At 33.2% G+C, this 21553-nt stretch carries 16 protein-coding genes and 1 other annotated feature; of the genes, 15 read left to right on the top strand and 1 reads right to left on the bottom strand.

Annotated elements, in window-relative coordinates; genetic code table 11:
* Positions 1 to 32 precede the first annotated feature (32 nt).
* The 8 genes from CCC31_RS06010 to CCC31_RS05975 all read left to right on the top strand — a co-directional run bounded on the left by CCC31_RS06010 (position 33) and on the right by CCC31_RS05975 (position 11449).
* On the top strand, positions 33 to 4325 hold the full coding sequence (locus CCC31_RS06010; protein WP_290850279.1) for a hypothetical protein: 4293 nt from the start codon (positions 33 to 35) through the stop codon (positions 4323 to 4325).
* Positions 4326 to 4340: 15 nt separating this feature from the next.
* Positions 4341 to 5177, top strand: coding sequence for a transketolase (locus CCC31_RS06005; protein ID WP_022089338.1), 837 nt, complete (start codon positions 4341 to 4343; stop codon positions 5175 to 5177).
* A complete protein-coding gene (locus CCC31_RS06000) occupies positions 5165 to 6100 on the top strand; it encodes a transketolase family protein (RefSeq protein WP_117908425.1) in 936 nt (311 codons plus the stop codon). Before CCC31_RS06005 ends, CCC31_RS06000 begins: the two co-directional genes overlap by 13 nt.
* A gap of 366 nt (positions 6101 to 6466) precedes the next feature.
* Positions 6467 to 8203: an ammonium transporter gene (locus tag CCC31_RS05995; protein WP_290850275.1), complete on the top strand. Its 1737-nt coding sequence runs from the start codon at positions 6467 to 6469 to the stop codon at positions 8201 to 8203.
* A gap of 221 nt (positions 8204 to 8424) precedes the next feature.
* Complete coding sequence (locus tag CCC31_RS05990) at positions 8425 to 8883, top strand: LytTR family DNA-binding domain-containing protein (protein WP_022089342.1); 459 nt, start codon at positions 8425 to 8427, stop codon at positions 8881 to 8883.
* Positions 8883 to 9629, top strand: a complete 747-nt coding sequence (locus tag CCC31_RS05985; protein WP_290850272.1) for a LiaF domain-containing protein — start codon at positions 8883 to 8885, stop codon at positions 9627 to 9629. The genes CCC31_RS05990 and CCC31_RS05985 overlap by 1 nt, the downstream gene beginning before the upstream one ends.
* Positions 9630 to 10010: 381 nt before the next feature.
* Positions 10011 to 11048: an SPFH domain-containing protein gene (locus CCC31_RS05980; protein ID WP_022089344.1), complete on the top strand. Its 1038-nt coding sequence runs from the start codon at positions 10011 to 10013 to the stop codon at positions 11046 to 11048.
* Between the two features lie 209 nt (positions 11049 to 11257).
* A complete protein-coding gene (locus CCC31_RS05975; protein WP_117909009.1) occupies positions 11258 to 11449 on the top strand; it encodes an Arc family DNA-binding protein in 192 nt (63 codons plus the stop codon).
* 90 nt (positions 11450 to 11539) lie between these two features.
* Here CCC31_RS05975 and CCC31_RS05970 read toward each other — a convergent pair whose 3' ends face one another.
* A complete protein-coding gene (locus CCC31_RS05970) occupies positions 11540 to 12571 on the bottom strand; it encodes a sigma-70 domain-containing protein (protein ID WP_290850270.1) in 1032 nt (343 codons plus the stop codon).
* Between the two features lie 121 nt (positions 12572 to 12692).
* Here CCC31_RS05970 and CCC31_RS05965 point away from each other — a divergent pair, with 121 nt between their 5' ends.
* From CCC31_RS05965 to CCC31_RS05935, 7 genes are all read left to right on the top strand, one after another.
* Entirely contained in the window at positions 12693 to 13841 is a 1149-nt protein-coding gene (locus CCC31_RS05965; RefSeq protein ID WP_290850268.1) for an NTF2-like N-terminal transpeptidase domain-containing protein, read from the top strand.
* Positions 13841 to 14452 (top strand): flavin reductase family protein, encoded by a 612-nt coding sequence (locus tag CCC31_RS05960; protein ID WP_117908435.1) that lies wholly within the window; start codon positions 13841 to 13843, stop codon positions 14450 to 14452. Before CCC31_RS05965 ends, CCC31_RS05960 begins: the two co-directional genes overlap by 1 nt.
* 67 nt (positions 14453 to 14519) lie before the next feature.
* The gene (locus tag CCC31_RS05955) at positions 14520 to 15755 is read left to right on the top strand and encodes a DNA polymerase IV (RefSeq protein WP_147585396.1); all 1236 of its coding nucleotides are present in this window, start codon (positions 14520 to 14522) and stop codon (positions 15753 to 15755) included.
* Between the two features lie 94 nt (positions 15756 to 15849).
* Positions 15850 to 16365, top strand: a complete 516-nt coding sequence (locus tag CCC31_RS05950; RefSeq protein ID WP_022089350.1) for a shikimate kinase — start codon at positions 15850 to 15852, stop codon at positions 16363 to 16365.
* A gap of 172 nt (positions 16366 to 16537) precedes the next feature.
* The gene (locus CCC31_RS05945) at positions 16538 to 17314 is read left to right on the top strand and encodes a M23 family metallopeptidase (protein ID WP_290850263.1); all 777 of its coding nucleotides are present in this window, start codon (positions 16538 to 16540) and stop codon (positions 17312 to 17314) included.
* Between the two features lie 275 nt (positions 17315 to 17589).
* Positions 17590 to 18882 carry a UDP-N-acetylglucosamine 1-carboxyvinyltransferase gene (locus tag CCC31_RS05940; RefSeq protein WP_290850261.1) on the top strand — a complete coding sequence of 431 codons (1293 nt, stop codon included), beginning with the start codon at positions 17590 to 17592 and terminating at the stop codon, positions 18880 to 18882.
* Between the two features lie 245 nt (positions 18883 to 19127).
* Positions 19128 to 19352 (top strand) — a binding site (T-box leader).
* A gap of 150 nt (positions 19353 to 19502) precedes the next feature.
* A complete protein-coding gene (locus CCC31_RS05935; RefSeq protein WP_117908443.1) occupies positions 19503 to 21491 on the top strand; it encodes a 2-isopropylmalate synthase in 1989 nt (662 codons plus the stop codon).
* Positions 21492 to 21553 lie beyond the last annotated feature (62 nt).

Below are 21553 nucleotides of genomic sequence, written 5' to 3'. Positions count from 1 at the left end.
CAACGGCGGATGAATGAAAGGTGTTTATCAAAATGGATAGAAATGAGTATAACTTTAAAATAGAAGAAATGAGAGTCGCTGTTCGTAATAAAGATTACGAAAGAGCAGTGCAAATCGCAGACTCTCTTGATTATAGAAGAGAAAAAGCAAATGACATTTTATCCCTAATAGCAGATGCATACGAAATGGCAAAGCAGTATGATAAGGCAAAGCAGGCTTTGATTATTGCTTATGAAAATACAAATACAGGAAGACATTTGGCTTATAGGTTGTGTTTGTTGTCAGCAAAATTACAGCAGTTTGATGAAGCAGAAGAGTTTTATCAGGACTTTGTTGAACTTACACCTAGGGACAATGATAAATATATATTGCAGTATGAAATGCAGAAAGCAAAGAAGGCTCCAATTGGAAAACTAATAGAAATCCTTGAAAAGTATATTCAGGAAGACATGGAGGAAAAATGGGCTTATGAATTAGCTAAGTTATATCATGAAGCAGGAGATGAAGAAAACTGCGTTGATATGTGCGATGAAATAAGCTTATGGTTTGCTGAAGGAAAATATGTAAATAAGGCTATGGAGTTAAAAAAACTTTACAGACCACTTACAAAGCTTCAGCAGGAGAGATATGACAATTATAGATTAGGCAGAAAGCCTTTACAAAAGATAGAAAAAGATGAGAGAAAAGAAAACAAACAGGCAGGAGACATAGAAGATAACTTATCAATAGATAATGCCATCTCTGAAGATAAAGAAAAAGAATCAGTGTCGGTAAAGATAGCTGATGAGGTTATTGACGAGAGACCAAGTATTCCATTTATGATAAGAAAGGATAATTTTAAAGAAAGTATCAGAAAGCTTAAACATCCTGTTATAGAAAGTATTCACAAGTCAAATGACGAAAAGAAAGCCGAAGGTGAATCGGAACAAAAAGAACTGTTTGCACAGCAGAACAATCCTGATGTACAGGAGATATTTGTAGAGCAAAATGATCCTGAAATGCATGAGATTACTTTTGAAGATGAATTTGAAAAAGACGAATTGGATTTAGAATCAGAAGAAAATTCAGAAGTAAAAGAAAATTTGGAATCAGAAGAGAATCCAGAAGTGAGCAAAAATTTGGAATCAGAAGAAAACCTGGAATCAGAACAAAATGAGTTTATAGTCGATAAAGAAGCGGAAACTATTTTGGATGGTAAAGAGAAAGCTGATGCTATACAAGAAAATGATTCTGATGAACAAAGTCTTAGCGAAGAAGATAATGCTTCAAATAACGAAAGCATAACTGATGATGAAGAAGATCAGATAGTTAAAAAGCAGAATACAGGACAATTATCAATAGAAGAAGTTTTACATAAACTTCAGGATAGGGGAATTCTTAAGGCGGACACAGTTGAAAAGGCAGTTAAGGCCTTAGATGAGGCAGAAAATATTGTCGAAAAAACAGAAGAAGATTTTGAAAAAATAAATCCTGACTATAAGAGAATTCAGTCGATACATGAAGGTCTTGGTATAGATGAAGAAGGAAATGAACAGGAAATCGAAGATACTGAGACATATAACTATGATAATGAGCAGTATTTTGATGAAATTGAGATAAGTAATCAGGGAAAAGAGATACAGCATGCCGGTGTATCAGAATTTGAAAATCCTACTCATGATAAGGAACTTGGTGCAGACCACGAAAAAGAATTAGATATGGTTCAACGTGGACTTGAATCATTTGCAGCAGAAGCGGCAGCAGATGTATTTGTTCCTGATGTTGATACCGATGTTATAGAAGAGGAAATTAAATTCCAGACAGGTGAAATTTCATTTGGAACAATGGATTTAAATGAAATAGTAAACCAGTCTGCTGCTCCTGAAAGACATAATGAAAAAAGAATTAATGTAAGTTCAAATGATATTTCAGATACGGTTCAATTAGAAAAGCATACATCTTCAATTCCAAATATGGATAATGAGATGACAGAAATAACATTGGATCCGATTGATTTTGAAAAAACAGATAATATTGAAAAATCACCTGAAACAAATGAAATTCCAAATTTTGATATTGAAGCTTTGGAAGATACAGAAACTGCAGGTGAAACAAAAGCAACACCGAATACCGATATGGATACTTTAGGTAATGAAGAAGTCGCAGGTGAAACAAAAGCAATACCAAATATCGAAGAGGAATTGGAAAAGGCAGCTGAGTCAGAACAGACAAATGTACCAACATTGGATTTGGAATTCGATATGCCTGAGATAATTAGTGGTACAGATGATTCAGTATTAGGGAATCAGTTGCCGGAAGAAGATTTGGTAAATTACGACATAGAGGAAACTATTCAATATGAAAAGGAAGAACTTGAAGAATTAAATAATATTATAGATTCCGAAAGAAAGATGAATATTGAAGGTGAGCCTGAGGAGTTGCCAGAATATGAAGAGCCTGAGGTTGTTACAGAAAAATTACCTAAAAAGCGTTTAAGTGAATTATCAGCAGATTTAGAGGAAATATTTAATAATGATATTATTGATTTCAGAGATATGCCTGCTGAGGAACTTGAAAGAGAACGAAGAGAGTCAATTTTAATTTCAGACATTGATAAAACAATGGAATTAGAAAGACCTAAGAGTATCAGTGATTTGGTAAAAGAGGCGGAGGAAAATATAATTTCTGAAGAGCCTGAATTGCTGGATGAACCTTTAGAAGAAACAGTTGGTGAGTCGGAAAGTGATACAATTGATGAAGACGCAGTTGAATCAACAGAGCCGGAAATGGAATCGCTAGGAAAAACGGAAAACAAACCTGTTGATGAATTAGAAAACGAATCAACAGAGGAGTTTGAAATAAATAGTACTGATGAATCCGAAAACGAATCTGCGGAAACAATAGAAGATTATGAAACAATTGATGACGTGGAAGAAGTTGAAGATTCAGAAGATGAACCTATAGAAGATATAGAGGAGTCGGAAGATGAATCGGCAGAGGATTTTGAAGAGCCAAAAGAAGATTTAGTTGAGGAAGAATTACAAGAAGATTCATCAGAAAATTTAACTAAAGACGAGCCGGAAGAAACAAAAAAATCAGAGATGGAAAATGTTGAAATGCCTGAAGTATCAGCTAAAATGGATAAGATTGCGCAGGAAATTGAAAGCATGCCGGAGATAAGCATACCGGAACTTGATATACCTAAGATAGAAATTCCAAATCTCGATTTACCTGATTTGAGCGATGAGGATGCATTAGAGTTAAGCGATTTGACGGATGTTGCGGATTCTAAAGAAGATTCAGAAGCAAAAGAAGATTCAGAATCAGTTGATGGGCTGGATGATAATGATGAAGTAGAAGATAGTAAATTAAAAGGATCATTAGATAAATCAGAAGATTATGTTGAATCAGAGCCAGAAGAAGTTGAACCTGCAGAGCAGGAATCAGAGTCAACAGAAGAGGTTGAACCTGCAGAGCAGGAATCAGATGCAGTAGAAGAAGGTAAAGATTCAGAACAGGAAACAGAACAGAAATCAGCAGAGAAAGAATCTGAAACAAAAGAAGAAAAAGATAATTCAGGAACAAAAATTGTAACAGATGAAGATATGAAGGTGTTTGCAAATTATACAAACATTGAAGGATTGGACGATACAATAAAATACACAATTGAAAAATTAGTCAAAGAATTTGTGCCTGATGGAAATTCTTCAAATGGAAACATAGCAATCAGTGGTGATGAAAAAAGTGGAAAAACTACATTGGCTATTGATATAATCAAGATGGTTAATGCAAAGAGAGGCAGAGCCGGAAGAAGAATTGCTAAAGTAAATGCGGAGGTATTAAACCGAAGAGGATTTACAGCTGCATTAAACAAACTTATGGGAAGCGATTTAATTGTAGAAAAAGCTACAGATTTGAATAGTGAGCAAATAGATGAGATAATTAAGTCTGCTAAACTTTATACAAATGACATGTTGATAGTTCTCGAAGGAGAAACTGATGCAATGGCAGATATGTTTGATGAGAATGAAGAGTTAAAACAGATTTTTGATTATCCTATTCTTATTAAGACTTATAATGTAAAAGAATGGGTAGCTTATGGTGTTCAATATGCTAAAGATAACGGCTTTAATATCAACGAGATGGGAATGCTTGCATTATTTAAAGCTATAGATGACTGGTATGGAACAAAGAAAGAAATCAGTCAGAAGGATGTTGAACAAATATTAGATGCAGCCATAAAAAGGGCAAAACATAAATTAGGCAGAAAAATCGTTGGTATTTTTAAAGCAAAAGATAAAGACGATTTGCAGATATTAAAAGAAGCAGATTTTAATATTAAATAAAAGAAAGGAATTAAAATGGAAAATTTACAGCTTGAAAAAATAGCAAATGAAGTGCGTAAAGGTGTTATTAAAGGCGTACACAGCGCAAAATCAGGACATCCGGGTGGATCATTATCAGTAGCCGACATGTTAACATTTTTGTATTTCGAAGAAATGAATGTTGACCCTAAAAATCCTAAGATGGAAGACAGAGACAGATTAGTTTTATCAAAAGGTCACGTTGCACCTGCTTTATATGCAGTGTTAGCAGAAAAAGGATTCTTCCCTAAGGAAGATTTAACAACTTTAAGACATATCGGTTCTTATTTACAGGGACATCCTGATATGAAGCATACACCGGGTGTTGATATGTCAGCAGGATCATTAGGACAGGGTGTTTCTGCAGCAGTAGGAATGGCTTTAGGCGCAAAGATTGATAACAAAGATTACAGAGTATTTGCAGTTACAGGTGATGGCGAAATTCAGGAAGGACAGATTTGGGAAGCAGCTATGTTTGCAGGAGCAAAGAAGTTAGATAACCTTACTGTTATTGTCGATAATAATAACCTTCAGATTGATGGAACAATTGAAGATGTATGTTCACCATACCCAATTGATAAGAAATTTGAAGCATTTAATTTCCATGTAATTAATATAGATGCTCATAATTTTGATGAAATTAGAGCAGCTTTAAAGGAAGCAAGAGAAACAAAAGGAATGCCTACAGCAATTATTATGAAGAGTATTAAAGGAAAAGGTGTTTCATTTATGGAAAACCAGGCTTCATGGCATGGTGCAGCTCCAAATGATGAGCAGTTTGAACAGGCAATGGAAGAATTAGAGAAAGCAGGTGAAGCATTATGTCAGAAGTAAAGAAGATAGCAACAAGAGAAAGCTATGGTAATGCACTTGTAGAATTAGCTAAAGAGCATGATAACGTAGTAGTATTAGACGCTGATTTAGCAGCAGCTACAAAGACAGGCATTTTCAAAAAAGCAAACCCTGACAAATTCTTTGACTGTGGTATTGCAGAAGCAAATATGATGGGGATTGCAGCAGGACTTTCAACAACAGGTAAAGTTCCTTTTGCAAGTACATTTGCTATGTTTGCAGCAGGAAGGGCTTACGAACAGATTAGGAATGAAATTGGATATCCACATCTTAATGTAAAAATAGGAGCTACACATGCAGGTATTTCTGTAGGTGAAGATGGAGCTACACATCAGTGTAATGAAGATATTGCTTTAATGAGAACAATCCCTGGAATGACAGTTATTAATCCATGTGATGATGTAGAAGCAAGAGCGGCAGTAAAGGCAGCATATGAAATTGACGGACCTGTTTATTTAAGATTTGGACGTTTGGCTGCACCTGTATTAAATAAAGAAGATTACAAGTTTGAAGTAGGTAAGGGTGTAACAATGCGTGAAGGTAAGGACCTTACAATTGTTGCAACAGGACTCATGGTATCTTCAGCTTTGGAAGCAGCAGAAAAATTGGCACAGGATGGAATTGAAGCTACAGTAATTAATATTCATACAATTAAGCCATTAGATGAAGATTTAATTGTAGAATCAGCAAAGACTACAGGTAAAGTAGTAACTGTTGAAGAACATTCAGTTATTGGTGGACTTGGAAGTGCAGTTTGTGACTGCTTAAGTGCAAAATGTCCTACACCTGTTACAAAAATTGGTGTTCAGGATGTTTATGGACATTCAGGACCGGCTGTTGAATTATTAAAAGAATTTGGTTTAGATGGCGAAGGCGTATATAAATCAATTAAAGAAATAATGTAAAAGATGCAATTGATATTAAATTTTTTAAGGAATATATGAATAAAATAAATATCAAATTAAAATAATTAAATGTCAATTTAAAATACAAAAGGATTTGTATTATAAAATAAGCAAAATAGATTTTTAGTTGAAATTTAAAAAATCATTTGCTAGAATACAGTGCATGATAAGAAATGCAAGGGCGCAGACGTAAGAAGTCAGTGCCCTTGTATTTTTTTGTATTAGTAATTATACAGTAATTAATATTTACCGGATGATTACAAATGAGAAGAAAAACTTCTCAGAACTTGGAAAGTGTTTCCCCTTTAAAAATGCTTTCTTAAGTAAAATCTATAGGACAATGAAAAAAGAATGGAGGAATTAGTTATGGACGCAAATGAAATTTTGGATGCAGCTACAAGTAGTAGTTTTGCAATTTGGTTCTTAATTGGTGCAAGTTTAGTATTCTTTATGCAGGCCGGTTTCGCAATGGTTGAAACAGGATTCACCAGAGCAAAGAATGCAGGTAACATTATCATGAAGAACCTGATGGATTTTTGTATTGGTACTATAATGTACATTGTTTTAGGTTTTGGACTTATGATGTCAGAAGATTATGTAATGGGAATTATCGGTATTCCAAATCTTGACATCTTCACAAATTACAGCAACTTTAATTGGTCGCAGTTCGTATTTCAGTTAGTATTCTGTGCAACAGCAGCAACAATTGTTTCAGGAGCTATGGCTGAAAGAACAAAATTCAGTGCTTATTGTGTTTACTCAGCAGCAATCAGTTTGATTGTATATCCTATTGAAGCAGGTTGGGTTTGGAACTACGGCGGAAACGGATGGTTACAGAAATTACATTTCGTAGATTTCGCAGGTTCAGCAGTAATCCACTCAGTAGGTGGTATGGCAGCTTTAGTCGGAGCAATTATTCTTGGAGCCAGAATTGGTAAATACACAAAGAAAGCAGATGGAACAATTATTTCAAATGCTATCGGTGGACATTCAATAACACTTGGAGCTCTTGGATGTTTTATCCTTTGGTTTGGATGGTATGGATTTAACGGTGCAGCTGCAACAAACACAGACAGTCTTGCATCAATCTTTATGAATACAACAATCGCTCCTGCAACAGCAACAGTTGTATGTATGATATTTACTTGGATTAAAGATGGAAAACCTGATGTAGGTATGTGCTTAAATGCATCACTTGCAGGTTTGGTAGCAATTACAGCAGGTTGTGCTTCAGTTGATACAATTGGTGCTTTAGTAATTGGTGCAGTTGCAGGTATTTTAGTAGATGTAGTAGTAGAAGTACTTGATAAGAAGTTACACATTGATGACCCTGTTGGGGCAGTTGGTGTTCACTGGGCAAACGGTGTTTGGGGAACAATTGCAGTAGGCTTATTTGCAACAGGTAAAGGCGACACAGTTCAGGCATTTGCAGATGGTTCTTATTACGCAGGTTTATTCTACGGAGGTGGAGCAAAATTATTAGGAATTCAGATTTTAGGTATTGTTGCAATTGATGTATATGCAGCAATCATGATGACAATTGTATTCCAGCTTATTAAACATACAATAGGACTTAGAACAACAGCAGAAGAAGAAATTATTGGTATGGATATATCAGAACATGGTCTTGCATCAGCATATGCAGACTTCCTTCCTACAACACCTTCATACATGGGTGAAAGCGTAGGAGCAGTAGATGTAGCAAATCTTGAACCTGCTACATTATCAATTGGTGAAGCAAAACCAACTGGAAAATATACAAAGATTACAGTTATTTGTAATGAAGATAAATTTGGAATCCTTAAAGACACAATGGCAGCTATCGGTGTAACAGGTATGACAGTTATCCAGGCAATGGGCTGTGGTGTTGAACAGGGAAAGAGTGGTGTTTACAGAGGTGTTAAGATGAGCATGAACCTTCTTCCAAAGGTTAAAGTTGAAATCGTTGTATCAACAGTTGATCCTAACCTTGTAGTAGCAGCAGCTAGAAAAGCTCTTTATACAGGCGGTGTTGGCGATGGTAAGATTTTCGTAACAGATGTAGAAGATGTAATGAGAGTCAGAACAGGTGACACAGGTATTGCAGCACTTTCAAATGAGTAAATACTCAACAATATAATGGATATTTAGGAACTCTGTTCTTAAAATATATTTTACTTAATCTCATTAAAGGGGCCGGTGGTTATCCATCGGCTCCTAAATTTGTTTGCAAATAACGTTCACAGACTGGTATTTACCACTTACTGCTAATAAAATACCACTTACATAAAATCTATTTACATCCACATAATTTGCAAATATAATCATCACATAAGGAGTCAGATATGAAAGTAATCGTAAATGTGGATGAAAACTGCATAGAGGAACAGGTAATAATAAATTGCCACGAACTGAATGAGAATATAATTAATATTCAGAAAACTATCTCAGCGATGGAAAACCAGAGTCTTAAAATTGAGCTTAAACAGGGTGAAAAAGAATTTTATATAGATGTTGGTGAAATTCTTTTTTTTGAAACTGATAACAATCAGGTTATGGCTCATACAGCAAATGAGATATTTTTAACAGGCAGTAAATTATACGAATTGGAGAAAATATTACCATGGTACTTTAGCAGAATATCAAAATCAGCAATTTTAAATGTAAAGAAAGTGTATGCGATTACAAGAAATCTGACAGCGTCAAGTTTAATTGAATTTGAAGGAACGCCTAAACATGTATATGTTTCAAGGGCATATTACAAGCCGTTAAAAGAAAAATTAGAAGAAATGAGGAATATGTGATGAAAAAAAACAATATTTACTGGGGAATGATATTTATAATAATGGCTGCATTAATTGTAGTTAATGGTCTGGGTCTGATTGAAGGCGTGGGTGTCTGGAGTATAATTTTTACAGTACTTTTTGGTGCTGCATTATTAGATGGAATTGTAAGATTACAGGCAACAACAATATTATTCTCGCTTGCTTTTTTAGCAATTGTCTGGTCAGAGCAACTTCACATTGAAAGTATAACTCCATGGCCGATTCTGTTTGCAGCATTGTTAGGAAGTATTGGAATAAACATGATATTTGGAAAGAAAAATAAAAAATGGAAAAAAGATTACTCAGGTGGAAATCATTATTACAGCAATAATAGTAGTAATGAAGGAAAATATTTTGATGAAAATGTTAATGTAGAGCAGGATAGCGGAGAAGTAGTAACATGCGAATCAAAATTTGCAGGAACTGTTAAATACATTACTTCAAATAATTTAAAAAAAGTATATGTAAGAAATGAATTTTCAGGAATGTCAATTTATTTAGATAAGGCAAAAGTGCCAAGTAAGAGACTTGAAATAGAAATAAAGAATTCATTTGGAGGAGTGGAAATTTATATTCCGGCTAACTGGATTGTAGAAAATGAGTTAAATTGTTCATTTGGCGGCTACGACGAAGAAGGTACAAAAGCACCAACAGATGCTGAAAGCGTGACAGTTGTTATTAAGGGATCAGCAAATTTGTCTGGCGTTACAATAAAATACATTTAAATATAGAAGTAGTAGCAAAAGAGGTATGAGAAAAATAAACCTATAATAAAATTTAGTATAGAATTAAAAAGCAATCAATTACAATAAAAGAATAAGTATAAGAAAAAAGACTGAACAGTATGCATGCATGATATGTGTCCAGAATTCTGGGTACATATCAGCACACTGTTTGGTCTTTTTTGATTAGAGCATATGCTACAATGCAGAAAATACTTTTGTCTTGTGAATAAATTTTATTAAAGTTTATTCACATAGACCATAGGAGGGAAAAAGTAAATTATCAGAATTTGTGTATTATAAATTTTATCATTGACAAAGAAAAGAATAAGTATTAAAGTAATATTAAAATAATATCACTTTAATACTTGGGAGGATAAAGTTATGGATGAAAATGTAAAGTTAAGTAATGTAAAGGAAAGGGAAATTACTAAGAAAAATGGATTCGCAATGTTATTTGTTGATATACTTGGATATGTAGCAACAGTTGTGACGTTTGTACTAGGATTAGTTTTTGCAATAAACTATGAAGATGTTAATGACGTGATATTTGGATTAGGAATCGGTTTATTTGTTGTTAGTTTAGCGTTATTAATTGTATCTATTGTTCTGTCATGCGGACTAAAATCAGTTAATCCTAATGAAGCAATGGTATTTACTCTTTTTGGTGAATATTATGGCACAATTAAAAGTGCAGGATTTTATTTTATAAATCCATTTTGTAGTGCAGTAGTTCCTAACGAAGAAACAACAGGAAATATCTTTGAAATTTCTTCTGATGCTAATGGTAACAGCTCAGCAAAAGTTGCCGGAGTTACAAAAAAGAAAATATCAACTAAGGTTATAACATTAAATAATGAGAAACAGAAAGTGAATGATGCTTTAGGAAATCCGATAATTATCGGAGCGGTGGTTATTTGCAAGATAATTGACCCTACAAAAGCAGTTTTAAATGTTGATAATTATATGAAATTTTTATCAACTCAGTGTGATTCTGTAATAAGAAATATTTCAAGATTGTATCCTTATGATATAATATCAGATGAAAATGAGGATGATAACGAAAAGACTCTACGTGGAAGCAGCCAGGAAATTGCAGATAGTATGGAAGTAGAGTTACAGAAAAAGGTTGAAGATGCCGGAATAGAAATTATGGAAGTTAGAATAACTCATTTGTCATATGCAGAAGAAATAGCTGCAGCAATGCTTCAGAGACAACAGGCAACGGCAATTATTGCAGCAAGACAGAAAATTGTTGAAGGCGCAGTAAGTATGGTTAAAATGGCAATTGACCAACTTGGAGAAGAAGAAATTGTGGTGCTTGATGAAGAAAGAAAAGCTGCTATGGTAAGCAATCTTTTAGTTGTGTTATGTGGAAATAAAGAAGCACAACCAATTGTGAACAGCGGAAGTATTTATTAATAAAAATAGAAAATAATAAATTAAAAATTAATTCAACAGATAATAATGTTAAAATAAGTCAAACAATTGAGCTAAAATAAATTAAAAAAGTTATGACTATTTGAAACTATATATATTGAAAAACAGTGAAAGGAGCCGGTATGGATAAGGAAGAACAACTTAATAAAAAAGAACTTGAGCTCCAAAAACGTTTAGAAAATATTTCTAATATGGAAAAAGAAATATTAACAAAAGAAAAAAAACTAAAAGAAAAAGAAAAGGCAAAGAAACAGGTGTTGTTAAGACTGTCCCCTTCATTATGGGAAGAGATTGCAGCATGGGCAGAAGATGATTTCCGCTCAATAAATGGCCAGATTGAATATCTTTTAGCGGAGTGCGTAAAAAAGAGAAAAGGAAAATAGTGTGAAAAACAACGGATGATTTTAATATTTATTAAAATCATCCGTTGTTTTTTTCTATTTTAAAATCATATTTTTTTGCATTCTAAAATACTATTTTTTATTTATCTTCCATTCTAATGGGTCACCTAAATCTGTTTCAGAAGATTCAAATTCTTCGTCAGTATTATTAATTAATGGAGAAGATGTTCCAAAGTCATTTGATACAGAGTTATTTAATATAGAAGATTCAAAATCATTTAAGCCCAAATCATTTAAATCAGAATTATTAGCTTCTGTAGCGTTTAATTCAGAAGACGCTTTATTGATAGCTTCTGCATCCTGAGAATCACCGGCATTTAAAACATTAAGAGAAGTTTTTACAATAGTTTCAACTTCATCTTCAGTTATGCCCATTTTCTTAGCCAACTCTTCAAAAGTTGGAGCACGACCAAGCAATTCGGTAAGGTCTCTGGAAATTTCATCTAATTCATTCATACGGTTAGCCAGATGTTCGCCAACACGGTCTTCGTTAATTTGGTCATTGATGACAAGAGTTAATGTATTTCTGATGGCATCATCAACATAAGCTGCAAATTCATCTGAAGAACCATTAAATTCAGAAAGAGCTATCATTAATCCGATATTTGCTTCCTGAATTAAATCACCATAAGTTACACCCTGCCCACGAAATTCATTTGCAATGCCAGCTACTTTTGAAAGTTGAGATTCAACAATTTTATTAGTAACAGAAAGGTCTCCGTTTGCAAGCAAATCAAGTAAATTAGCAAGCTCGGCTTCTGATATTTCATCAATAGCTTCTAAATCCTTTTTATACATTTCAATAAAAGCAAGTTCAGCTTCAGTTTCTACAACTTTACTTTCAGCTGCTTTTACGGTCTCTAATTCCTTAGTCTCTTCTTCCTTAGGATCAATAGTCACTTCTTCAGAAACAATATAATCCATTCCATCAATTTTTATTTTACTTTCCTGTAAGTACTTATATATAAATTCGTATTGCTTTTCATCTTCTATTATGTCATTGAAAAAAGTATGAATGTCTTCAGTAGACACATGGTTTGCATTAGCTGCCGCAAATTCTATTAAAGAAGACAAAGCATCATTAAAAAGTAATTTTTTGTCCATGAATTCTCCAATCCGCTTTTTGTAAAGTAAAAGCAATTTTGATACATAAATGATACATAAAAGCCTTGCAAAAATCAAGGATAATAGGTAACATTATTTTGAAACGGGAAGGTGGATTGAAATGATTAAAAAAATAATAAATTCCAATATAGTAAGACTGATAGGAGCACTTTTATTTTTGACAGTATGTGCAGTAATAGGCGCAGGATTGTCATATGTAAATTATGAATCTAATCCTACTGATGAGGCAGTTGCATATTTCAAAGCATTTTTAGCTCAGGATTATGATACAATATATGGTCTTGTAAATCAGCCAAAGAATACATATATAAACAAAACTGCATACACAGACAGAGTGAAAAAGATAAGAGAATCTATTGTAATTGATTCATATGAAATTTCTGAGCCATATAAAGAAAATGGCAAAAAGACAGTAGATATTATATGTAATAATGAAACAACAGAAACTAACCAGACAATAAAATTGGTATTTGATGAAGTAAAACATGGAATGCAGATTATTCCTGATTATAAAGTAGATATATCAAAAATGATTGTAAAAAACGTAAATTTTGTTGTACCGACAGGCGATGCTTTATATATAAATGGAGAAGTCGTAACAAAAGACATGGCTAAGGTCACGACAGACGCGAATACAAATACAGATACATATCATTTTGATAAAATACTTTACGGAGCATATGACGCAAATGCGATAAACAGATATAGCCAGATAGATTTAAAACCTGAAATTCTTCAGGAAGGAACTACAATTAATTTTGACGCTACAGCATATCATGCAAATTTAGAATTTGAAGAAAAAATAAAGGCAAATGCAGACAATATGATTACTCAGTTTTATGTAAATGCAAGGGAGAAAAAAGGCAATAACAAAGAGTTAAAAGCATATTTCGCAAATGACAAAAAACTTCAGAAAAAAGTTGAAAAATATTTAAAAGAAACAGAAGAAGTATTGTATTGGCCGGAAACGAAGAACATTGATAAATATTCGGTAGTTTCATTTGAACCGGGAGAAGTTACACATAATAGTGTATACAACAATAATAATACATTTACTGTTACATATGATTTTGTGTATACATATGTGTCTTCTACAGATACAGCAATTTATACGAGTTATGTTTACAGTATAGGTGGGTCATGCAAAACAAAAATGACTTTAACCTATACATTGAATGAAGATCAAACATTAACCCTTACGGATATAAAAGTTAAAAATAAAAACCAAAAAGAAAAGGGAGAAGATTAATGTCAAAAGAAATTTGGAAACCGGGGAATATGATATTTCCTTTGCCTGCAGTTTTGGTAACGGTAAGTGATAACGAAGGTAATGACAATGTACTGACAGTTGCATGGACAGGCACAATATGTACAAATCCGGCGATGGCTTATGTATCAATACGACCATCGCGACATTCGTATAAGATGATAAAAGAAACAGGAGAATTCGTAATAAATCTGACTACAAAAGATTTGGCGTATGCAACAGATTATTGTGGAGTTAAATCAGGAAGAGATGTTGATAAATTTAAAGAAGCACATTTGACAAAAGAAAAGGCACAGTATGTAAAGGCTCCATTAATAAAAGAAAGTCCGGTGAACATTGAGTGTAAAGTTGTTGATGTAAAAGAATGTGGTTCTCATGACATGTTTATTGCAAATGTATTAGCAGTACACGCAGACAAAGAATATATGGATAAGGATGGAAGATTCCAATTAGAAAAAGCAAATCCAATAGTATATTCTCATGGACATTATTATAGTTTAGGTCAAAATCTTGGAAGATTTGGTTATAGCGTAATGAAGAAAAAGAGAAAAAAATCTGCAAATAAAAAGAAAAGATTAGAAAATAAGAGATAAAAAGTCGAAAAATGCAAAAGCATAGATATTTAGGAAAAGCTACTAGGAAAAAGGCAGGTGGCAGTGTATGGAACAAATTATATTTCATATTGATGTAAATTCAGCATTTTTAAGTTGGACTGCAGTAAAACTGCTAAAGGAAGGCAATGATGTAGATGTAAGAACAATTCCGGCTATCATAGGTGGTGACAGAGAAAAACGTCATGGAATAGTCCTTGCAAAATCAATATCAGCTCAGAAATATGGAATAAAAACAGGTGAGCCGGTGGCTGATGCATTAAAAAAATGCCCTGATATTATGATAATACCACCTGAACATGAGTATTATCATGAACAAAGCAGAAAATTTATTTCCATATTAAAAGAGTATACTTCAGATATTGAACAGGTAAGTGTTGATGAATGTTATTTTGATTACACGGGAATTCAAAATAAATTCAGTTCATACATGACAGCAGCAGAGGTTATAAAAAACAGAATTCAAAATGAATTAGGATTTACAGTAAACATAGGAATTTCTTCTAAAAAAGTATTAGCAAAAATGGCATCGGATTTTGAAAAGCCAAATAAAATACATACATTGTTTCCGGAAGAAATAAAAACAAAAATGTGGCCCCTTCCGGTTGGTGAACTATTTATGGCAGGCAAATCAAGTGTGGAAGTTTTAAATAAATTAGGAATCCATACAATAGGTCAGTTAGCAAATACACCTGTTAATATAGTGGAATCACATTTGAAAAAACACGGGAAAATTTTGTGGGAGTATGCAAATGGAATTGATGATTCAAAAGTAAATGCTACAAAAGAAGATTTGAAAGGAATTGGAAATTCTACAACACTTCCAACAGATTTAGACAAAATAGATGATATAAATTTAGTATTATTACAGTTGGCTGTAAAGGTAAGCGGACGATTGAGAGAGTCCGGACAAAAAGCAAAAACAATTGCCATTGAGATAAAGTATAATGATTTTTCAAAAATGTCTCATCAGACAAGTTTGTATAATGCTACAAATGTAGAAAATGAAATATACGAAAATGCAAAACAGTTATTTAAGGATATTTGGACAGGAAAGCCGGTAAGACTTTTAGGAATAAGAACAGCGAATCTTGTAGGAGAAGATGAGCCGGAGCAAATGTCAATATTTGAGCTTATGAATGAAAAACAATCACAAAAGGTTCAACCGTCCAGAGAAAAAATGAAAAAACTTGATAAGGCATTAGATGCAATAAAAGAAAAATATGGAGAAGATGCCGTGTCAAGGGCAAGTCTTTTGAATAAAGATAAAATAAAGAAACATTAAATACTAATAGCTAATTTTACAAAGTGTAAGCAGTAGCAAAAAATTATAAAATTGATAAAGTATTAAATAGCAACAAATAGAGAAAGGACTGAAAATGAAGGAAAATATTGTTTTAATAGGAATGCCGGGAGTAGGAAAAAGTACAGTAGGAGTAATACTTGCAAAGTTGATGGGATACCAGTTTATAGATGCTGATTTGGTAATTCAGGATAGAGAAAATAAATTACTTAAAGAAATAATAGCTGAAAAAGGAATAGATGGATTTATTCAGGTAGAAAATGATGTAAATAAATCATTAAATCCTAAAAAAGCCATTATTTCAACAGGCGGAAGCGTAGTGTACGGCAGGGAAGCAATGGAACATTTGTCAGAAATTGCAACTGTTGTATATTTAGAGCTTGATTTGGCAAACCTAAAAAAGAGACTTGGCAATTTGAAAAACAGAGGCGTAGTTTTGCGTGATGGACAGACGCTTGATGATTTATTTAACGAAAGAGTACCCCTTTATGAAAAATATGCAGATGTAGTGGTAAATGAAAGTAACATAAATGTAGAAGAAACTGTGCAGTTAACATTAGAAAAAATAAAAGAGTACAAAGGCGAGAAATAGGGCAGATGTAAAAATAGGAAAAAACGAATGTGAATAAAATAATTTGTTAATACAAAGGCGAATAATAAGATAATTCACTTACTTATGAACAAACTCATGTAGGTTTAGAACTTTTGAGCCTGGTAGCATGTGAACAAAATAACAATTTATTTGGAGGCGTTTACAATTAAAAATGAATAGTAAGTATATAAACAAATGCCATGCAGTATCATATGTTGTGGCAGGAATTTTAATACTTATGATAATCCTGTTTAATTTTTCTCAAATGATAATGGAAACATGGGCATATAGTTTTATGATTTCAGAAAATGATAAAACTATAAAAGTTATTCAGGCAAATGATACCTCAGATACACATTTAGCTAGAAATCATAAAGAAAGTGATGACGCAGTTAAAGAAATTTGCAATACAAAAATATCTTCTATAAAAGGTGAAAAAGCTGACTATTTGGAAGATACAGCAAATAAGGAGTCTTTAAAAAATACAATAAATAAAGATTCTTTGAGAAGGACAGCAAATAATGAAATAAACCAAACTGCTGATAATTCAGTACAGAATGTGTCAAATACTGTGATACAACTTAGAAAACCTGTAAGTGGTGGAGTGACAACTTCAGTATTTGGAGACGTGGTTGACAGAAGAACCACACATTTGGGACACGACTGGGCAGTTGAAGTTGGAACAAGCGTATGTGCGGCAGCAGATGGTACAGTAGAAAAAGCATATTTAAGTGACAGTTATGGATATAATATACTGGTAAATCATGGAAATGGACTAAAAACCAGATACGCTCATTTAAGTAAAATCTTAATTAATTTAGGTGATACGGTTGAACAGGGAAGGATAATAGGACTTAGTGGAAATACCGGAGACAGTACAGGTCCGCATCTTCACTTTGAAGTAATACAAAATGATAAGCATGTAAATCCACTTAATTTTCTTGAATAGGTAACATTTTCAACAAAAAAACATATAATAAATTGTGAAAATGTATGAATTAATCGGTTTACAAAGAGCGATAATGTGTTATAATTAGTCTATGCGTAAAGAAGCAAAGGATAATTGTATTAGAATTTAATTCTCATACAAGTGACATAATAGATAGAAATAAATAGAATTTTAAAGTTAGACCGAATTAGTGAATTAGATGATAAACTATTTCGGTCGGTTTTTGCTTTGAGTTTTTACAACTCAATTATATACATAAATACCCGAGGTGCATAATGGAACGTTATATTATAAAAGGCGGAACACCACTCAATGGAGAAGTGGAGATAAGTGGTGCTAAGAACGCAGCTTTAGGTTTATTAGCAGCGGCTATTATGACTGATGAAGAAGTGACAATAGATAATTTACCTGACGTTAGTGATATTAATCATTTGATTGATGCAATTGCTAACATTGGTGCCACAGTCGATAGAGTAGACAGACACTGCGTTAAGATAAAAGGTGACACAATTACATCATGTGTAGTTGAATATGAACAGATGAAGAAAATAAGAGCTTCTTATTATTTAATTGGAGCGTTACTTGGTAAATTTAATAAGGCCGAAGTAGCTCTTCCAGGTGGATGTGACATAGGAAGCAGACCAATAGATCAGCATATAAAAGGATTTAGAGCTTTAGGTGCAGAAGTTGATACAGAACATGGAATGGTAGATGCCAGATCAGAGAAGTTATTAGGAAATCATATTTTCCTCGACGTTGTATCAGTAGGAGCAACAATTAATGTTATGCTTGCAGCTTCAATGGCTCAAGGTAAGACAATTATTGAAAATGCAGCTAAAGAGCCTCACGTTGTAGATGTAGCTAATATGCTTAACAGTATGGGAGCTAATATCAGAGGTGCAGGAACAGATAAGATTAGAATTGAAGGTGTAGAGAAGTTACACGGAACAGTTTATTCTACAATTCCTGATCAGATTGAAGCAGGAACATTTATGTGTGCAGCAGCAGCAACAGGCGGAAGTGTTCTTGTAAAGAATGTTATTCCTAAACATTTGGAATGCATTTCAGCTAAGCTTATTGAAATGGGTTGCGTAATAACAGAATACGATGATGCGGTAAGAGTTAAAGGTGGAGAATTTATCAGAAATACTCAGATTAAGACATTACCATATCCGGGATTCCCAACAGATATGCAGCCACAGATGGCAGTTGTACTTGCAATGGCCAATGGCAGCAGCACAGTAACAGAAAGCATTTTTGAAAACAGATTTAAATATGTAGATGAACTTAACAGAATGGGTGCAAGAATTAAAGTTGAAGGCAATACAGCTTTAATAATGGGCGTAAATGGTCTTACAGGAGCACCGGTTTGTGCACCTGACTTAAGAGCAGGAGCAGCGTTAGTAATTGCCGGACTTGCAGCAGAAGGATTTACAACTGTTGAAGATATTGTTTACATTAAGAGAGGTTATGAACATTTCTCTGACAAGTTAAGAGGCCTTGGAGCAACAATTGAAAAGGTTGACAGTGAAAAAGATGTTCAGAAATTTAAATTAAAAGTAGGCTGAATATCATAATTGTATTAGGTTAAAAAATATATTTATATAATAAAGAAAGCTATCAATTTAAAGTTGGTAGCTTTCTTTATTGTTAGCGTACTTGAAGGCACGCGTTTTTTATTGCTATAAAAAAGAAAAATCAACTAAATTGATAAATAAAATACAAAATATTAAAAAAAATCAATAAAAATGATTAAAAACGTCACTTTAATTCTAGATTTGCATATGTTATTATTATCACAGTTAAAACATAAACAAATGCATAGAAGAGGAATAGTAATTATTGAGCGACTTTCAGAAAGCTGTCGGTTGATGTGAGACAGTAGGAGTGATATAATGAACTCGCCTTAGAGCAGCCGGCTGAACATATTAGTAGGTCAGGACGGATTCCACCGTTAAAGGGAGCGGATGTCATGAGCATCCAGTAAGGGCATGTCTATACATGAAGTAGAGTGGTACCGCGATGATTCGTCTCTATAATATCTTTTGATATTATAGAGCTTTTTTACGTTATAGGGCAATTTGCTACATTAATGTAATAAAGTAAAATAAATCAATTAAAAAACATCAAGGTACAGATTTAGATGCAAGTTACATATATTTATTAAAGGTTATAAGGAGTAAGAACTATGATGGATTGTACAAAATATGAGAAACAGTATTTTATGCCACCTACACCAACATTTGATTGGGTTAAGAAAGAAAAGATTGAAAAAGCACCAATTTGGTGTAGTGTTGATTTAAGAGATGGAAATCAGGCTTTAATTGAACCAATGAGCTTGGAAGAAAAATTAGAATTCTTTCAGATGTTAGTTAAAGTGGGCTTTAAAGAAATCGAAGTTGGATTCCCGGCTGCATCAGAAACAGAATACAATTTTATGAGAGCCTTAATAGAAAGAAACATGATTCCTGATGATGTTACAGTTCAGGTATTAACACAGGCAAGAGAGCATATTATTAAGAAAACTTTTGAAGCTGTAAAAGGATGTAAGCATGCAGTAATTCATTTGTATAACTCTACATCAGTTGCACAGCGTGAGCAGGTATTTAAGAAGTCAAAAGAACAGATTAAAAAGATTGCCGTAGATGGAGCAAAATTATTAAAAGAATTAGCTGATGAAGTAGATGGAAACTTCTCATTTGAATATAGTCCTGAAAGTTTTACAGGAACAGAAGTAGATTATGCATTGGAAGTATGTAATGCTGTATTAGATGTATGGCAGCCAAAGCCTGACAATAAAGTTATAATCAACCTTCCTGCAACAGTTGAAAATTCTTTACCACATGTATTTGCAACTCAGATTGAATATATGCACAAGAATTTGAAATATCGTGATGCAGTTACGATTTCATTACATCCACATAATGACAGAGGATGTGGTGTTTCAGATGCCGAATTAGGATTATTGGCAGGTGCTGACAGAATTGAAGGAACTTTATTTGGAAATGGTGAAAGAACAGGTAATGTTGATATTATTACATTAGCAATGAATATGTTCTCACATGGAGTTGATCCAAAACTTGATTTCAGTGATATGCCACATATTTGCGAAACATACGAAAAATTAACAAGAATGAAAGTTTCTCCACGTCAGCCATATGCAGGTGATTTGGTATTTACTGCATTTTCAGGTTCACATCAGGATGCTATTTCAAAAGGAATGGCATACAGAGAAGCAGGTCATACAGAAAAATGGAATGTTCCATATTTACCAATTGATCCTAAGGATGTTGGAAGAGCATACGATTCAGATGTAATCAGAATTAACAGCCAGTCAGGAAAGGGTGGCGTAAGCTACATCTTAAAACAGAATTTTGGTATGGATTTACCGGATGGAATGAAGGAAGAAGTCGGATACACAGTTAAGGATGTTTCAGATAAAGAGCATAAAGAATTATCACCAAATTGGGTATACCAGATATTTGAAGATAAATACATTACAAATAATACAGTATTCAGCGTACCTGAATGTCATTTCCAACAGAAAGACGGAATTATAGCTGAGGTTACAATTGCATATGATGACAAAGTCAGAGTTATCAAGAGCACAGGAAACGGAAGACTTGATGCCGTAAGTAATGCATTTAAGCAGTACTTTAACATAAGTTATGAATTGTCAGTATATGAAGAACATTCATTATCAAGAGGTTCATCATCAAAGGCTGTATCATATGTAGGAATCAGTCATAATGGTAAGATGTTCTGGGGTGTTGGAATTGATGCTGATATTATTAAGTCATCAATTCAGGCTTTGACAGTTGCAGTGAATCAGTTAGAAAGTGAAGTAGGAGTAAATGCCTGTAAGGATGACAGATTAAATGAAATAATGAATTATATTCATACAAATTATTTGACAGTAACTTTAGATGAATTGGCTGATGAATTCCATTTGTCAAAACCATATTTATCAAAGTACATTAAAGAAAAATCAGGAAATACATTTGGTGATATCGTTAAAAATGTAAGAATGAAAAAGGCAAGAGCTTTACTTAAGAGTGGAAGCATGACTGTTGAAGCAATTGCAGAAAATGTTGGTTATCAGAATGTTGAACATTTTAACAGATTGTTTAAGAAAAAATATGGAATGACTCCTGTTCAGTTCAGAAACAGCAAATAATTGGGAAAAATAAGATATTCTTAAGTTGTAATCATTATATAATATGGTACAATAATAAGTAA

The sequence above is a fragment of the Eubacterium sp. LMAG:50 genome (genome assembly GCF_008680265.1).
Classification (GTDB): Bacteria; Bacillota; Clostridia; order Lachnospirales; family Lachnospiraceae; genus Eubacterium_U; species Eubacterium_U album.
The sequence above is the reverse complement of the archived record's forward strand: the minus strand, read 5'-3'. Positions and strand labels throughout refer to the sequence as shown.